The organism is Pseudomonas glycinis, assembly GCF_054871425.1.
The window spans coordinates 234059-247199 of record NZ_JBTYHF010000008.1 but is presented as its reverse complement, the minus strand read 5'-3'; the positions used below and the strand labels follow the sequence as shown (position 1 = coordinate 247199).

The 13141-nt window shown below is 56.1% G+C and carries 17 protein-coding genes; 4 read left to right on the top strand and 13 right to left on the bottom strand.

Annotation, left to right across the window (positions count from 1 at the left end; translation table 11 throughout):
* Positions 1 to 457: 457 nt before the first annotated feature.
* Positions 458 to 1291 carry an undecaprenyl-diphosphate phosphatase gene (locus ACYSTU_RS20315; protein WP_252882395.1) on the top strand — a complete coding sequence of 278 codons (834 nt, stop codon included), beginning with the start codon at positions 458 to 460 and terminating at the stop codon, positions 1289 to 1291.
* On the opposite strand, the gene ACYSTU_RS20310 is transcribed toward ACYSTU_RS20315, so the two are convergent.
* On the bottom strand, positions 1292 to 1672 hold the full coding sequence (locus ACYSTU_RS20310; RefSeq protein WP_038861924.1) for a DUF2388 domain-containing protein: 381 nt from the start codon (positions 1670 to 1672) through the stop codon (positions 1292 to 1294). It abuts the gene before it with no gap.
* A 75-nt stretch (positions 1673 to 1747) separates the two neighbouring features.
* Entirely contained in the window at positions 1748 to 2758 is a 1011-nt protein-coding gene (dusA, locus tag ACYSTU_RS20305) for a tRNA dihydrouridine(20/20a) synthase DusA (protein WP_499001237.1), read from the bottom strand.
* A 102-nt stretch (positions 2759 to 2860) separates the two neighbouring features.
* Here dusA and ACYSTU_RS20300 point away from each other — a divergent pair, with 102 nt between their 5' ends.
* A complete protein-coding gene (locus ACYSTU_RS20300) occupies positions 2861 to 3985 on the top strand; it encodes a site-specific integrase (protein WP_499001324.1) in 1125 nt (374 codons plus the stop codon).
* 1 nt (position 3986) lies between these two features.
* Here ACYSTU_RS20300 and ACYSTU_RS20295 read toward each other — a convergent pair whose 3' ends face one another.
* The 8 genes from ACYSTU_RS20295 to ACYSTU_RS20260 all read right to left on the bottom strand — a co-directional run bounded on the left by ACYSTU_RS20295 (position 3987) and on the right by ACYSTU_RS20260 (position 9121).
* Positions 3987 to 4262 carry a pyocin activator PrtN family protein gene (locus ACYSTU_RS20295; RefSeq protein ID WP_483585627.1) on the bottom strand — a complete coding sequence of 92 codons (276 nt, stop codon included), beginning with the start codon at positions 4260 to 4262 and terminating at the stop codon, positions 3987 to 3989.
* Positions 4259 to 4555 carry a hypothetical protein gene (locus ACYSTU_RS20290; protein ID WP_483585625.1) on the bottom strand — a complete coding sequence of 99 codons (297 nt, stop codon included), beginning with the start codon at positions 4553 to 4555 and terminating at the stop codon, positions 4259 to 4261. Before ACYSTU_RS20290 ends, ACYSTU_RS20295 begins: the two co-directional genes overlap by 4 nt.
* Before the next feature lie 66 nt (positions 4556 to 4621).
* Entirely contained in the window at positions 4622 to 4915 is a 294-nt protein-coding gene (locus ACYSTU_RS20285; RefSeq protein WP_499001234.1) for a hypothetical protein, read from the bottom strand.
* A gap of 18 nt (positions 4916 to 4933) precedes the next feature.
* Positions 4934 to 7732, bottom strand: a complete 2799-nt coding sequence (locus ACYSTU_RS20280) for a toprim domain-containing protein (RefSeq protein WP_499001232.1) — start codon at positions 7730 to 7732, stop codon at positions 4934 to 4936.
* A gap of 2 nt (positions 7733 to 7734) precedes the next feature.
* Complete coding sequence (locus tag ACYSTU_RS20275; protein WP_499001229.1) at positions 7735 to 7968, bottom strand: hypothetical protein; 234 nt, start codon at positions 7966 to 7968, stop codon at positions 7735 to 7737.
* A gap of 75 nt (positions 7969 to 8043) precedes the next feature.
* Entirely contained in the window at positions 8044 to 8409 is a 366-nt protein-coding gene (locus tag ACYSTU_RS20270; protein WP_499001226.1) for a hypothetical protein, read from the bottom strand.
* Positions 8406 to 8879, bottom strand: a complete 474-nt coding sequence (locus tag ACYSTU_RS20265) for a YmfL family putative regulatory protein (RefSeq protein WP_499001223.1) — start codon at positions 8877 to 8879, stop codon at positions 8406 to 8408. Before ACYSTU_RS20265 ends, ACYSTU_RS20270 begins: the two co-directional genes overlap by 4 nt.
* A gap of 29 nt (positions 8880 to 8908) precedes the next feature.
* Positions 8909 to 9121, bottom strand: coding sequence for a helix-turn-helix domain-containing protein (locus ACYSTU_RS20260; RefSeq protein WP_499001220.1), 213 nt, complete (start codon positions 9119 to 9121; stop codon positions 8909 to 8911).
* Between the two features lie 84 nt (positions 9122 to 9205).
* On the opposite strand from ACYSTU_RS20260, the gene ACYSTU_RS20255 reads away from it, so the two are divergent.
* Together ACYSTU_RS20255 and ACYSTU_RS20250 are read left to right on the top strand one after the other, a co-directional pair.
* On the top strand, positions 9206 to 9556 hold the full coding sequence (locus ACYSTU_RS20255) for a helix-turn-helix domain-containing protein (RefSeq protein ID WP_499001217.1): 351 nt from the start codon (positions 9206 to 9208) through the stop codon (positions 9554 to 9556).
* An 85-nt stretch (positions 9557 to 9641) separates the two neighbouring features.
* Positions 9642 to 9836, top strand: coding sequence for a hypothetical protein (locus ACYSTU_RS20250; protein WP_252887145.1), 195 nt, complete (start codon positions 9642 to 9644; stop codon positions 9834 to 9836).
* A 41-nt stretch (positions 9837 to 9877) separates the two neighbouring features.
* Here the strand turns inward: ACYSTU_RS20250 and ACYSTU_RS20245 are convergent, their stop codons facing one another.
* From ACYSTU_RS20245 to ACYSTU_RS20235, 3 genes are all read right to left on the bottom strand, one after another.
* Complete coding sequence (locus ACYSTU_RS20245; protein ID WP_263469653.1) at positions 9878 to 10129, bottom strand: ogr/Delta-like zinc finger family protein; 252 nt, start codon at positions 10127 to 10129, stop codon at positions 9878 to 9880.
* A 74-nt stretch (positions 10130 to 10203) separates the two neighbouring features.
* Positions 10204 to 11073, bottom strand: a complete 870-nt coding sequence (locus ACYSTU_RS20240) for a phage portal protein (RefSeq protein WP_499001321.1) — start codon at positions 11071 to 11073, stop codon at positions 10204 to 10206.
* Positions 10985 to 13027: a terminase large subunit domain-containing protein gene (locus tag ACYSTU_RS20235; protein WP_499001213.1), complete on the bottom strand. Its 2043-nt coding sequence runs from the start codon at positions 13025 to 13027 to the stop codon at positions 10985 to 10987. Before ACYSTU_RS20235 ends, ACYSTU_RS20240 begins: the two co-directional genes overlap by 89 nt.
* Between the last annotated feature and the right edge of the window lie 114 nt (positions 13028 to 13141).

Here is a 13141-nt window from a genome sequence, read left to right as displayed (position 1 = left end):
GTTAAAGCACCGGTTCTTATCTGTGACTGACAATTGGTAACATTTGCGCGGATTTTAGACGTGTCTCCCGAGATTTCTAACAATAACTAAGCTTTTCAAGCTTTTAGTTGATTTTCTCGTGGTTGTGAACTAGCGCGTAGATGATGGCTATATGCAATGGTGCCACTATTTTGAGCTTGTTGCGATGGCTTTGTCTATGTCCTTTTGCCACTGATTGGCCATGTCAACAAAGTGTGAGGTTGATCACACTTCATATCTGAACTGAAATATTTGTTGTAATAGATGTAAATTTTTTCCGTTTAGTTCGTCGGCCGACGATTACTAACAGCTCTTGAGTCTAACTCTGCATAAACCCTATTCTTCCGGATCGGCGAATCGCTGTATGAATTACTTCAGATACTCAACCCCTGAGTGTTATTGACTGGTCGCTCACCCTGAGTGCTCTGACGGAGGATTAATGGATTTCTGGACCCTTTTCCAGGTGTTGATATTAGGCGCGGTCGAAGGCTTGACCGAGTTCTTGCCCATTTCAAGTACCGGTCACCAGATTATTGTCGCCGACCTGCTCGAGTTTGGCGGCGAACGCGCCATGGCGTTCAACATCATTATTCAACTGGGGGCCATTCTTGCTGTGGTCTGGGAATTTCGTCCGAAGATCTTCGAAATCGTCAAAGGCCTGCCCACCGAGCGCAACGCGCAACGTTTCACCCTTAATCTGCTGATCGCGTTTTTCCCGGCCGTTGTCCTCGGCGTGTTATTCGCCGACGCGATTCATGAATACCTGTTCAACCCGATCACTGTTGCGGTGGCCCTGGTTGTCGGCGGCATCGTCATGTTGTGGGCCGAACAGCGCAGCCATGTAGTCAGCGTCGAACATGTCGACGACATGCGCTGGTCTCACGCGTTGAAGGTCGGTTTCGTACAATGCCTGGCGATGATTCCCGGCACCTCGCGCTCCGGCTCGACCATCATCGGCGGGCTGCTCTTCGGCCTTTCGCGCAAAGCCGCCACCGAGTTCTCGTTCTTCCTCGCCATGCCGACCATGGTCGGCGCCGCCGTTTATTCCGGCTACAAATACCGCGACCTGTTCCAACCCAACGACCTGCCAGTCTTCGCCCTCGGCTTCGTCACCGCATTCATCTTCGCCATGATCGCCGTGCGTGGCCTGCTGAAATTTATCGCCAACCACAGCTATGCCGCGTTCGCGTGGTACCGGATCGGTTTTGGTTTGTTGATTCTGGCGACGTGGCTGTTTGGCTGGGTGAACTGGACCGCCGCAGCGGCCGCCTGATCACTGCGCGCTGATCAACGCCGCCACGGCGAGATCGTTTAACGTCGAATCCGACGACTCCTGACGAAAGCGCTGCAAGGCCGAGGTGAAATACGCGGCTTGCAGCATGCCGTCGCTGGCCAGGAAGTACCGCGCGGCTTCGATTTCCTCAGCCGAGTAAACACGTTTTTTGAGGCCGGATATGTCCGAGGTTCCATCGACCGACACCATCGTCGCCGTGAACACCAGAAAGCCGGACATTTGCGTTGATTCAAAAGGGCCACCGCTCCCTTCACCACACCCTCGCGCAAAATTGCACTCGGCGAAGATGTTGGAGGAAGCCGTCGAGCATAAAGCGAGGAGGGTGAAGCTATTGAACAGAGCACGTTTAAACGCGGGCATAACCAAGAGACATCCTGTCAGTACATCAAAACACCGGGCAACGCTCATGCGTCGCCCGCACACTCAAATCATCAATCAACGACCTTCAAGCAACTCAGCCGCCTGATCCAGCAACGCCAGCGGATCCTTGGCCTTATGAATATCCACCGACAACAACTGACGAAACTTGCGCGCCCCGGGGAACCCTGTGCCCAGGCCCAACACATGCCGCGTGATGTGATGCATCGCACCACCGGCCAGCAGATGTTCGGCGATATACGGCCGCAACTGCGCCAACGCCTCAGCCCGACTGATCACCGGCGCCGAACTGCCAAATAACTGCTGATCTACCTCCGCCAGCAAATACGGATTGTGATAAGCCTCACGCCCCAACATGACGCCGTCGAAGGTCTGCAAATGCTCATGGCAGGCTTCCATGGTCTTGATCCCGCCGTTCAGCACAATCTCCAGCTCCGGAAAATCCGCCTTCAACTGCGCCGCGACGTCATAACGCAACGGCGGAATGTCGCGATTCTCCTTCGGCGACAACCCCTCGAGGATCGCAATCCGGGCATGCACGGTAAAACTGGTGCAGCCGGCATCCCGCACCGTACCGACGAAATCGCACAGCTCGGCATAACTGTCGCGCCCGTTAATGCCGATCCGGTGCTTCACCGTCACCGGAATCGACACCGCATCACGCATCGCCTTCACACAATCGGCCACCAACTGCGGATGCCCCATCAGGCACGCGCCGATCATGTTGTTTTGCACACGATCACTCGGGCAGCCGACGTTCAGGTTCACCTCGTCGTAGCCATGTTCCTGGGCCATGCGCGCGCAGGCGGCGAGATCGAGCGGAACACTACCGCCGAGCTGCAACGCGAGCGGGTGCTCGGCTTCGTTGTGACGCAGGAAACGTTCGTGATCGCCGTTGAGCAGAGCGCCGGTGGTGACCATTTCGGTGTAGAGCAGGGCGTTCTTCGATAGGAGACGTAGGAAGAAACGGCAATGGCGGTCCGTCCAATCCATCATGGGCGCAACTGAAAACCTTCTAGACAGCGTAGAGCCTGTGTTTGCTGGGTATGTAGCTGATTTATGTACCATTTTGCTCTACGTGTTCTTGGCCGATTTCAGGGGGTAAATAGGCGTTTTCTAAGGTCGGTTGGTACAATGTACCAATCACTTTTCCAATTGTACCAGTTGACTATGGCCACGATCAGAGCACGGAAACGCACCGACGGCAGCACCAGTTACACGGCACAGATACGCCTGTTTCGCGATGGGGCGCAAGTCTACCAAGAGAGCCAGACCTTCGCCCGAAAACAGGCCGCACAGGCTTGGGTGCGTAAAAGAGAAACCGAACTGGACGAGCCAGGGGCGATAGAGCGGGCGAACCGACCTGGTGCGACGATCAAGGAAATGATTGATCGCTACCTGGCCGAGATGACAAAGGCGCGCCCTCTCGGGAAAACGAAACTCGGCACGTTGAAGGCGATCAGCGAGTCTTACCTGGGAAAGTTGAGCGACAGAGATATTAGCAGCCAGCACCTGGTCGAGTATGCGTTATGGCGCATGGGCAAGGAGGGTGGGAGCGTTCAGCCTCAGACCGCTGGCAACGATCTCGCACACTTGGGCGCAGTTCTTTCGATCGCTCGTCCCGCTTGGGGTTATGAGGTAGACCCACACGCAATGGTGGACGCGCGCCGAGTGTTGAAAAAACTCGGTTACAACATGAAAAGCCGTGAGCGCGATCGCCGGCCCACCCTGGACGAGCTCGACAAGCTGCTTACACACTTCGAGGATATCCAAACCCGTCGTCCGACTTCGATCAACATGCTTAAGCTGACGGGCTTCGCGTTGTTTTCCACGCGTAGGCAAGAAGAGATCACTCGGATCCTATGGGACGACTTGGACGAAGCTGGCCAGCGGGTGCTGGTTCATGACATGAAGAATCCAGGCCAGAAGCTCGGTAACGACGTCTGGTGTCATTTGCCGCCAGAAGCATGGGCGATACTTCAGACCATGCCTAAAGTGTTGCCTGAGATTTTTCCTTACAGCGCTGAATCTGTGTCCACTTCCTGGACAAGAGCCTGCAAAATCCTGGGCATCGCAGATTTGCACTTTCACGATCTGCGCCACGAAGGCGTCAGCCGGCTTTTCGAAATGGACTGGGATATTCCGCGGGTGGCGAGTGTGTCGGGACATCGAGATTGGAACTCGATGCGCCGTTATACCCACTTGCGCGGGCGAGGGGATGTTTATGCATCTTGGGAGTGGTTCGAGCGCATCCTGCAGGCGCCCGTAAAGCTGGGCGCCAAAACGTTAAAGTGAGTTAGCTGCTGCGCGGTGCGCTATTCAGTTGGCGGCTTTCCTTGACTGCTGCAGCGCGCTGTTCGTCCAGGTAAGCCGACAGATCTGCAATATGAACACCTTTCGCACTTTTCTGGCTCGGCTCCATGCGAGTAATCGGCAGCTTTATCTGCCCGGCACCCACTTTGCGTTGAAACATATCCGTTGTCAGGTGCGTGAAATAATCCTGGCACACTCGATCCAGCGGAATTACCACTTGGCCATTGTATTGAGCCATCAGTACAAACAACGTTTTCATAGTGCGATTCCTTCGAGTGGGTGAGCTTGATCAATTGGGATTAGGTTGGCTGTTGAGTTGCTAGCTAGTAGTTGAGCAACAACCGCGAACTCTGCCGCGTCGATGTCGCCCAACTCCTTGGCGAAGGTGGTAAGGCATTCAAGACGTATCCGCGCTACTTCGGTTTTCCGCACCCGATAATCGAAGAGTGCTGCACCCACGATTCTGATAGCCATCAGATGCCGAGCGTGGGGGTCACTGTTGTTGAGTGTGTTAGCCTTCGAATCACTGCCGCTTTGGTGCTGTACTTCCATGGTGTTGCCCTCGGTGGTGGTTGATGTCGGGGAGGTGCAACTCCTCGACATCGCTTCTTTTTTCCGTCAGTCCTGGCGGGCTAGGTGAATGATCAGGTCGGCGTACTTCGGATCTTCCTCAGTGCAGGACTGCCATTCCAGTACGCTCAGAATCTGCTGCGGGCTGCACGCGTCCACCAAAATTTCGCGTTGGCGACCTGCAGCACGAACCTCAAGCATCTGTAGCAACCCTTCCTCCCCGTAAGCACCTGCCTGAATCACCGGCTGGCTTTCACCCAACGCATCCAGACGATCAATAATCTCCTGCAGCTTGTTCGTTTTGCCGTCGCCGGCGTTGCCCAAAAAGACTTGGATTTGCATCGATGTAGCCTCCTTTTTTCACGCTTTGAATATCCAGCACTTGACCGTTGTAGGGCGACCGGGCGCTAGGGGCGTTCTGCTGTTCATCGCTGCACGAACTGCGCTGTGTACGGCCTTGTTGGCCTCTAGAAACCTGTGCGACCGGGACTCCTTCAGCAGGTCGCGCAGAGTGGCCACGTCGGCCAGCTTCTGTTTGTGTTCTGCAGCTCGTTCGCTAAATTCGTTGAGGTTGATCGCGATGACACTAGCGTCACTGCTGTGGTCGACCACTGGGTCTTCATTCAGGGATTCGAGGTAGTCGTAGACCTCCCAGAATTCGGCGACGGCCGGATGGTCGGAGCTGATCGAGGCCTGGCGCTCAATCGCCATCCGCACGATCTGCCGCTGCGTGGCAGCGACCTGCGGATCACTGAGTTTCAGCACCAGGCGCAGGCCATCCAGCAGCGACAACAATTGCGCGTGGTTCTTGCTGATGCGCTCGACCCGGATGTAACCGCGCAGGTCATAGCCGCAACTGCTGCAGTTGCCTTGCTCGCTCGCATAGGCCGTACCGCAGGCAAAACAGTGCGTGTGCAGACGGCGCAGCTTGGCTTCGTGTTCGGGCATGCGCTGGGCGAACAGATCGATTACGGCAGATTCTTTGCCCACCGCTTTCAAGAGGAAGTGGCTGAGGGTACCGCCGTCCAGTGCGTTCAACTGGTCAGCGGCCGCACGGCTTTCCGGGGTGACAGTCGGGCGTACAAAGTGCAGCTTTACGATGCGCGTCATGATCGCTTCGTGAGCCACCACGGCGGCGTTCTGGCTGATGGCGATCGTTCCCCGAAAGGGCGGTTCGTACGTCTCGTTGCCCGCCGTCTTGACGCCTTTGGTGGCCAGCGTGCCGCCGCCGTAGAAGTCTTTCAGCTCGTCCCATTCAAAGGTTTTGGCGTGCGCCCGATCGTCGCTGTGGCGATCGGCCTCAAGAAACACTACCGGCATGCCGGACACCTGACCCATCAGGCGCGAACGCCCGGCCTTGGTTGACTTCATCGGGTCGAAACCCTCATAACCTTCGCGGCCGAGCAGTTTCCACAGCAGGTTGAGCAGTGTGGTCTTGCCGGCGCCGGCTTCACCAGTGGCTTCCAGGAAGGGGAAGGACTGGTAACGCGCGCGGATCTGCTCACAGAACAGCGAGCCGAAGAAGAACACCAGCGCGACGAAGCCCTGGGCGCCGAAACAGGTCCACAGCAACTGTACCCACTTCTCGTTGAAGTCTTTGCCATCGCGCTGCAGCTTGATTGGTACGCCTTTCTGCAGCGTTTTCAGGCGCAGCTTGCCGAACTCGAAATAGTCTTCACTGTTGACCTTGTAGGTGGTGCCGTCCTTGATCGCGAGGTCGCCATAGACGTAGCAGGCGTATTCCTTGCTGTAGCCGACGTAGTCGATGGTCGACACGGTTTTGATGCCAAACAGCTGATCCTTCATTAACTTGTCGAGCTGCTGGCCGCTGCCGGTGAACATTGCGCCGGCGGCCATGCCGAGCAGGCGTTTCTTGAATTCACTGGCCGCAGACAGCTGACCGCTGGTGAAGGTGTTTTTCACACTCTCGGAGTCATGCGGGAAATCCACGCGCAGGTAATACCACGACTCGTCGGTGACTTCGTTACGCTGGAAATACAAAGCTTGCGGGTAGCAGTTGGCAATCTCCACGACGCTGCCGGACTGCTGCAGCGCCTTTTCGCGCTGTTGCGCCTGGTTAAGCAATTGATCGTCATGATTCTCGCTGTCCTCGATGTCGGACATTGCGCGGTTGAATTTTTCCATGTCCAACTTGAACCAGTACAAACGGTTGCCAAAGCCCAGGTGAAATTCGCCGCGTTTGTTCCAGTCGTACATCAGCAAGGCTTTTTCCGCTGCGCTCTCCGCCAGCAGCAGCGCACCCTGGTGGCGAGCCTGTTTGAGGTCCGTGGCGATCTGCTCGGCGCGCTTGGCGTCGTCCTGAATAAAGCTCCAGCGCTGGTGCAGGTCGTTCCAGTCCGCCTTGCGGCCGTCGCGTTGCGGAACCAATGCTGATTCGCAGACGAAACCCAACGCGCGGGCATCGCGGACCCAACGTCGGGTGTAGGCGTTGGCGCTCGGCTCGTTGTCCAGCGCCCATACCAACTTGGGCAGCTTGCCGCCCTCGCGGGTCTTGATAAGGGCTTTGAGCGAGTCCGCAGGGAACGCGTTGGACGACATAGCCGACACCGCCGCGATGTCGTTATGCACAAGGGCGATGGCATCGAAGATGCCCTCGACAATCCAAAGCTCCTTGACCTCAAGCAGGTCGACGCAGGGCGGGCACCACCAGACGCCGCGATAACTGTCCTTGGATTTGAAACGCGCCTTCATCTTGCCGAAACGGTGCGGCTGATCGATCAGGCGTTCCCACCAGCCGCCTTTTTCCAGAGCAAAGCGCACCGTGGCGCTGCCGGCGTTGTGTTCAGGCGAATAGAAGCTTTCTTGTGTGAACCAACCTTGGATCAGTTCGAACCGAAAGCCTCGAGCGAACTCCAGATAAGCCCGGGCAGTGGCATTAGGGTGCTGGTCCGTCGCCGGCGCACGCTTACTCCAGTCTTCAAACAGATCGTCGTACAGCTCTTTTACGTGCAAGGTGTGGCCGCACTTTTCAGGACGTCCACAAATCACCATCCATGGCGTATCAAAGCGCGAATACAGCTCCTTTTTCTTGCATTTGGGGCAAGTGCCCCCGCGCATGTAATCGGTGCCGACGCGGTGCTTCAGGCCAAAGTCGGACTGGAGGCGCTGCAGCACGTTATGGCGGAGATCTTCTTTCATGGCTACTTCACTGCTTTGAGGCTGAGGGAGAGGGCGGCCATCAGGCGTTTCTGCGCCGCCATCACCGGCGTTTTTTCGAGAATCGAGCTGTGCCGTTTTTCTTGCGGGACGTACCGGTATTCATCTGCGTACCAGTAGTCGTTGAGGCTCAAGCGGTACTGCTCGCGCATCGCAGCCAGCAGTGCTTCGGCTTCTGCGGGTGGCAGCTGGGTGGTCAGAATTACGGCGTTTCCCATCCTGAAACCTCGATTTCGGGCGCAGCTCACCCAAACCCACGAAGTGCGGGACAGGCGTTTGTTTGAGGGTTGGTGTTACGGGTGGGCTAAGCGAAAGCGGCCAATGTCTGGCGCGTTGATGATTCGCTCATAAATCAGGCTGACCGGTACGGCCCATTGCATGCCAGTGGCCGGATCAACAATTACGGTATGCGTCGATGTGCTGCTCTGGATGTTCAAGCGTTGCCGATCCCGTACAGCGACCATCGTGGTGCCCGCCAGATGGACGATCTTTTCTGCGACTTGCGTTTTCACGTCGTAGTCTCCAACCAGGAACTGAACAGCCCGGCTGAAAAGTTGCTGATCATCGCTTAGGTGTTCGCATTGGTGACGCTCCAGGAACGACAGCGCAGCGTTCTGCAGAACATCTTGATATTCCGGTACTGCAGATAAATTGTTCATTGAGCTTTTCCCGCGCAGTAGAGAGCGATGGCAGCCAGCACTTCTGCGTGCCTGGCTGCTATGTGGAGGTTATGCGCGTCCATGATGAATTCGGCTTCTTCATCACTGATCGATCCGTCTTCAAGAGCGGCGGCGATTGCTTGATCAACGCAACCTCGCTTGGCAGAAACTTGTACAGAGCGTGCGTAAAGTTCGACGTTGTCCAGCGTTTCAGGATCAGCCATCGGCACGAACAGTCCCCCATACATCGAGGCGATGTAGTTGGGGAAATGGATGGTCCCACAGTCCTGCTCGAGCATGAAAACTTGGGTATCACTCAGAGGACTGCAGCCCGCATTTTCGTAGGCATGGTTGTCGAATTTTTTGAGCTTCAGACCTAAGCGTGCTGCTGCAGCTTCGCGGCCGCCCTTATAGCTGCGAATGATCTCGCTCATGACTTCTTTGCGTGTGTCTAGGATTGGAGTTTTCAACTTCTACTTTTCCCTATCGAGCGCCGCTATTACTGTTCGATCACACCGTCTTTGACGCCGAGTAATACTGCGGCGCGGTGTGCCTCCCCACGGCGACATTGGCTCTGCCCACTCAGCACCGCATAAACGGTGCTGGGACTCAAATCATGAAGAAGTGCAAAGTCCCTCGCGGATTGCCCGCGCTTTTCTAAAGCTTTCCGTGCGTGCTCACGGGCTTGCTCGCTGATGCGTGTGTTCGGCATAGTGCAAATCTCTGCGTTTTCGTGTGGTGACAAGCGCAGAATGTGGCAAAAAACTGCCATTGTAAATATGCGAGTGGAAAAATATTGACTCTATCCGAAGAGATTGGCGCTCGGCTGCGAGAACTTCGCGTTGGTGCTGGTCTAACGCAAGATCAGCTGGCGGAAAAACTTGGCGTGTCAAAACGCACGCAGGGAAACTACGAATCTGGTGCTAGCGATGCGCCGGCGTCCTATCTGAGTCTTGCAAACTCTTTGCTGGATTTTGATGTTTCGTACATTGTTCTGGGGGCTCGAAAAACTCTCCCAAATGAGGCTTTGACCGAGGTTGAGGACTCTTTGATAAAGCAATATCGGATCATCCCGGAAGACGACCAGAAAGCAATTCGTCGGTTCTTAAGAGCGATGGTCGATGATGTTGTGAAAAACACGAAGTAGCTATTACAGAATCAGACCTTTCTTATTAACTGTTTCGATACGCTCCCTTAAGTCCGTTCGACAACGCACTTTATGGAGTAGTGTCATGTTGAATCTGAAACGCGACGAGCGATCCCCGCTTAGTAGCGATGAAAGCTACCTGGTCGACCTCTATCGTATGATGGTTATTGATGATCAAAAGCAGGTAATGCGCCTAGCTTGTTTGTTAGCGAAGCATCCAGATCCAACTGACGAACAGGAACTGGCAACGCCTCTTTATCCAACGCAGCTATCCATATGAAGTAACCGCTAACGCTTACGCGTTGGCGGCTCAACCTCTGCTCATACCTGTGCTCCCAACTGCTCAAAAAGCTCTCTCTGTTTCGCCCTTGGCATCTCGCGCAAGCTGTCGATTAGCATCCGTTCGAATGTTTGCGACGACGGACTGAGCGTGTGGGAGAACGTGAGATTAGCGACCCAAGTGTGTCCGCACTTAGCGTCTAAACATTGGCAGTACAGCTTTACGAACTCTGTCGTCACTTCCTCTCGCGAGCCAATTCGCCCTTTGTGCCCGCATTTGCATACCACTCTCATTGTGTCCCTCCCCAGGGCAACTTATCCCCTTAATACTGCCACAAAAGGTAGTGTTTTTAGTTGCTCGACCTAGCTTATGCAGATGAATCCTCGGCAGCGAGACCGGACTTCCAGCTAAAACGTCTATCCACTCGCAGGCAATCGTTGAGTTGGCTGAATAGCTGACAGATTGGTCTGATCTCATTGCTTGTGTAAACGCGATCAATCTTTTCGATGTCTCCGAATCCACCGGTGTTTTCCGGGATGATGCCGGCCAGCGCTGGATTCATTCGCCAGGCGGCAATGACGTCGTTTCGGGTGATGTTCTTCACCTTCTCCAGCTCGTCTTTCGCCTGGAAGTCCCCGACAGGAATGATCTGGATCGCGTTTTCCTTGCCGTTGGGGATGTTCACGAACATCGAGCGGAAGTTGCCCACGCCCTTGCTGGCACTGATCTGTGCGCGCAGCTCGTCTTCGTCCTCTTCCGTCAGGTCAGGGTCGTTCGTGTAGAAGATGTAACCGGCGTGCGCGCCGTTGCTGTAATAACGCCGGCGGAAGAGGGTGGCCGCCTCATTGAGCAGCAGCGCCTGCAGGCCGCCAAGGTAGTCTGGAATCCCGTAAATGTTCTGTTCAACGTCGTAGTCCAGGACATGGGAGATCTCATGCTGTTCGAACTCCATTTCCTTGTTGTCGGGCAGTAGCATCACGTAACCACCGTCGACCTTAACCCGCATATTGATTGCCGGCAGATGCTGCAGCTCCAGCACTTGGCCGAAAGCGTTGGTGTCGTTGTAGAAGTACGCTTCGCCAAACACCATGTAATCCAGTCCGGCGCGCCCCATCGTTTCGGTGCTGCAGCCGGCCGAGGGAATGAACTCACGCAGCAGCAGGTTGCGCTTGAATTTCGGAATGGCGCCGTGGTGTGCGTTGGCGCGCAGCAGTTTGGCCAGACCAGCCCGCGACACCGGAGGTTTGTAGATCCTGCCGTCGTCGCTGGGGAACACGCCCACGTACTCGCCGATGTTGCCGGACAGCACCTGTTCCGGTTCCCCGAACGTAAACGAGCGCATCGGTTGCTGCGTTGGTTGGGCTACGTGTTGCTTTCTGCGTTTGCGGTTGGCCATGGCTGGTCTGATTACTCGTGACGTAGCGGCTACGACGCCGCTTGTTGGTGTTCAAAGGTTCGTTGGCCAGGGCGTGCATCACCGCCCAAGCAATGTCGGCGTGGCCGGTGGCGTCGGTGCGCGAAGCGCTGTAGGTGATCTGGCCGCTGTTGGTGGCGCCGCGTTTGATGGTCAAGAAGGCCTGCGCGATGTCCGTCCAGCCTGCGTCCCACTCGATGCGACTGCCTTGGATCGTGTCCTGGGCTTTGAGCACCAGGGCGTTTTTCGCCTCAAGGCTGTAGTGAATGGGTGTCGCCTTGGCATAGAAGTCGCGCACCAGGTCAAACACGCCGTAACCCACGCCTGTGACGTCGATGCCGATGTGCTGAACGTTGAAGCGCTCGGTCAGTTTCTTGACCTGTGCGGCCTGGTAGGTGAACGAATGGCCACGCCAGCTGTGCTTCTCCAAAATGCGGAACTTCGCCCCGGGTTCGAGTGGCGGCGCGATGACCACACAGGTGGCGTCGTCGCGGGTGCGGCTCGGGTCGTAGCCCAGCCAGACCGGACTGTTGCCGAACGGCCGATCCAGATCCGGGTTGTAGTCCTCCCACAACGACAGATCCGAATAGCACCGCTCCAGATCCTTGAGGCTGAATGCGCTTTGGGTGCTGTCGATGAATTTGCAGTAAAACAACTGCTGAAATTTGTCCTCGTCGTACTCCAGCTGCAGCTGCTCGAGGTCGAACAGATCGCAGCCGCCGGCGATTGCATCGTCCAGGGTGATCGTCTTGCGCCATTGGCCGTCCGGACACAGCGCACCCTGTGTATACGCTGCTTCGCTCGGCCACACGCCGCCAGCTTTCTTGCCGCGTTTGCTGTTGCGGAATTCTTCGCCTGACCAAAACGGGTATGCCTGGTGCGATACCGCGCTGGGCGTTGAGAAATAGGTTTTGCGCCACTTCTTGTGTGTGCCCATGGCGCTCGCCACGGTGCTGAGTTTTTCGAAGTCGCGGATCCAGAAATATTCGTCCACGTAGACGTGGCCGTGGTAACCCTGCGCGGTACTGCTGTTTGTGCTGAGAAAGCGCAGTTCGGCGCCGTTGCTCAGTGTGATCGGATTGCCCGTAAGCTCGATGCCGAACCACTGCTGGGCGAACTGGATGATGTAGCTGCGGAAGATCTCGGACTGCGATCGGCTGGCAGACAGAAAGACTTGGTTGTCACCGCTCAGCACGGCATCCATGAAAGCTTCGCCGGCGAAGTAGTAGGTCAGACCGACCTGCCGGCTTTTGAGGATGTTCCGGACGCGGCGGGTCAGCGGATTCTGTTTCGCCTCGAACAGCTCTTTCTGGTAGCCGTACATCTTCGAGATGAATTTATCGAGAAAATCCACCTCGGTAAGGCCGCTGATGTCGTTCTTGGTCTTCTTTTCGCGCTTCTTGGCGCCGCCTGCGCCCCGCTCACGGCGTTGACCAGGCTGCCGTTCGCGAGGCTCGTCCGGACGATCAGACGGCAGCGCCGGCGAAGGTTTCGCGGACAGCTTTTTCAGGCGTTCAAGCAGGCCAGTCAGTCGCTCCAGTTCGTCCAGTTCAGCTTTCGTCAGCGGATCGACTTTTTCCAGGATCAGGGTGATGCGCCGATTGACCGCGCTTAACGGTTCTTCATCCGTGAGCATGTCGTCCCAGCCGCCTTGGCGGATCCAGTAGTAGACGATGCGGATATTGGGCAGCTTCAAATGCGCCTGTATTTCCTTTACCGAACAGCGGCGCAGGTAGAGGCGTTTTGCGGCTTCTTTAACTTCGGTCGGGTAGTTCATGGTCCGCAGTCTATGCGGCAAAAAAACCGGAAACGCGGGGTGAAATGCTGCGATTCGCCTATCTAGCGGAAGTAGGAGAATCCTGAATTTCAACCGTTTGTTTGGCGGTAAACG

Bases quoted from the DNA above. Each gene is read 5' to 3' on its own strand.
- ACYSTU_RS20315 (WP_252882395.1), top strand. From the start codon at position 458: ATGGATTTCTGGACCCTTTTCCAGGTGTTGATATTAGGCGCGGTCGAA.
- ACYSTU_RS20310 (WP_038861924.1), bottom strand. From the start codon at position 1,672: ATGCCCGCGTTTAAACGTGCTCTGTTCAATAGCTTCACCCTCCTCGCT.
- dusA (WP_499001237.1), bottom strand. From the start codon at position 2,758: ATGGTACATAAATCAGCTACATACCCAGCAAACACAGGCTCTACGCTG.
- ACYSTU_RS20300 (WP_499001324.1), top strand. From the start codon at position 2,861: ATGGCCACGATCAGAGCACGGAAACGCACCGACGGCAGCACCAGTTAC.
- ACYSTU_RS20295 (WP_483585627.1), bottom strand. From the start codon at position 4,262: ATGAAAACGTTGTTTGTACTGATGGCTCAATACAATGGCCAAGTGGTA.
- ACYSTU_RS20290 (WP_483585625.1), bottom strand. From the start codon at position 4,555: ATGGAAGTACAGCACCAAAGCGGCAGTGATTCGAAGGCTAACACACTC.
- ACYSTU_RS20285 (WP_499001234.1), bottom strand. From the start codon at position 4,915: ATGCAAATCCAAGTCTTTTTGGGCAACGCCGGCGACGGCAAAACGAAC.
- ACYSTU_RS20280 (WP_499001232.1), bottom strand. From the start codon at position 7,732: ATGAAAGAAGATCTCCGCCATAACGTGCTGCAGCGCCTCCAGTCCGAC.
- ACYSTU_RS20275 (WP_499001229.1), bottom strand. From the start codon at position 7,968: ATGGGAAACGCCGTAATTCTGACCACCCAGCTGCCACCCGCAGAAGCC.
- ACYSTU_RS20270 (WP_499001226.1), bottom strand. From the start codon at position 8,409: ATGAACAATTTATCTGCAGTACCGGAATATCAAGATGTTCTGCAGAAC.
- ACYSTU_RS20260 (WP_499001220.1), bottom strand. From the start codon at position 9,121: ATGCCGAACACACGCATCAGCGAGCAAGCCCGTGAGCACGCACGGAAA.
- ACYSTU_RS20250 (WP_252887145.1), top strand. From the start codon at position 9,642: ATGTTGAATCTGAAACGCGACGAGCGATCCCCGCTTAGTAGCGATGAA.
- ACYSTU_RS20245 (WP_263469653.1), bottom strand. From the start codon at position 10,129: ATGAGAGTGGTATGCAAATGCGGGCACAAAGGGCGAATTGGCTCGCGA.
- ACYSTU_RS20235 (WP_499001213.1), bottom strand. From the start codon at position 13,027: ATGAACTACCCGACCGAAGTTAAAGAAGCCGCAAAACGCCTCTACCTG.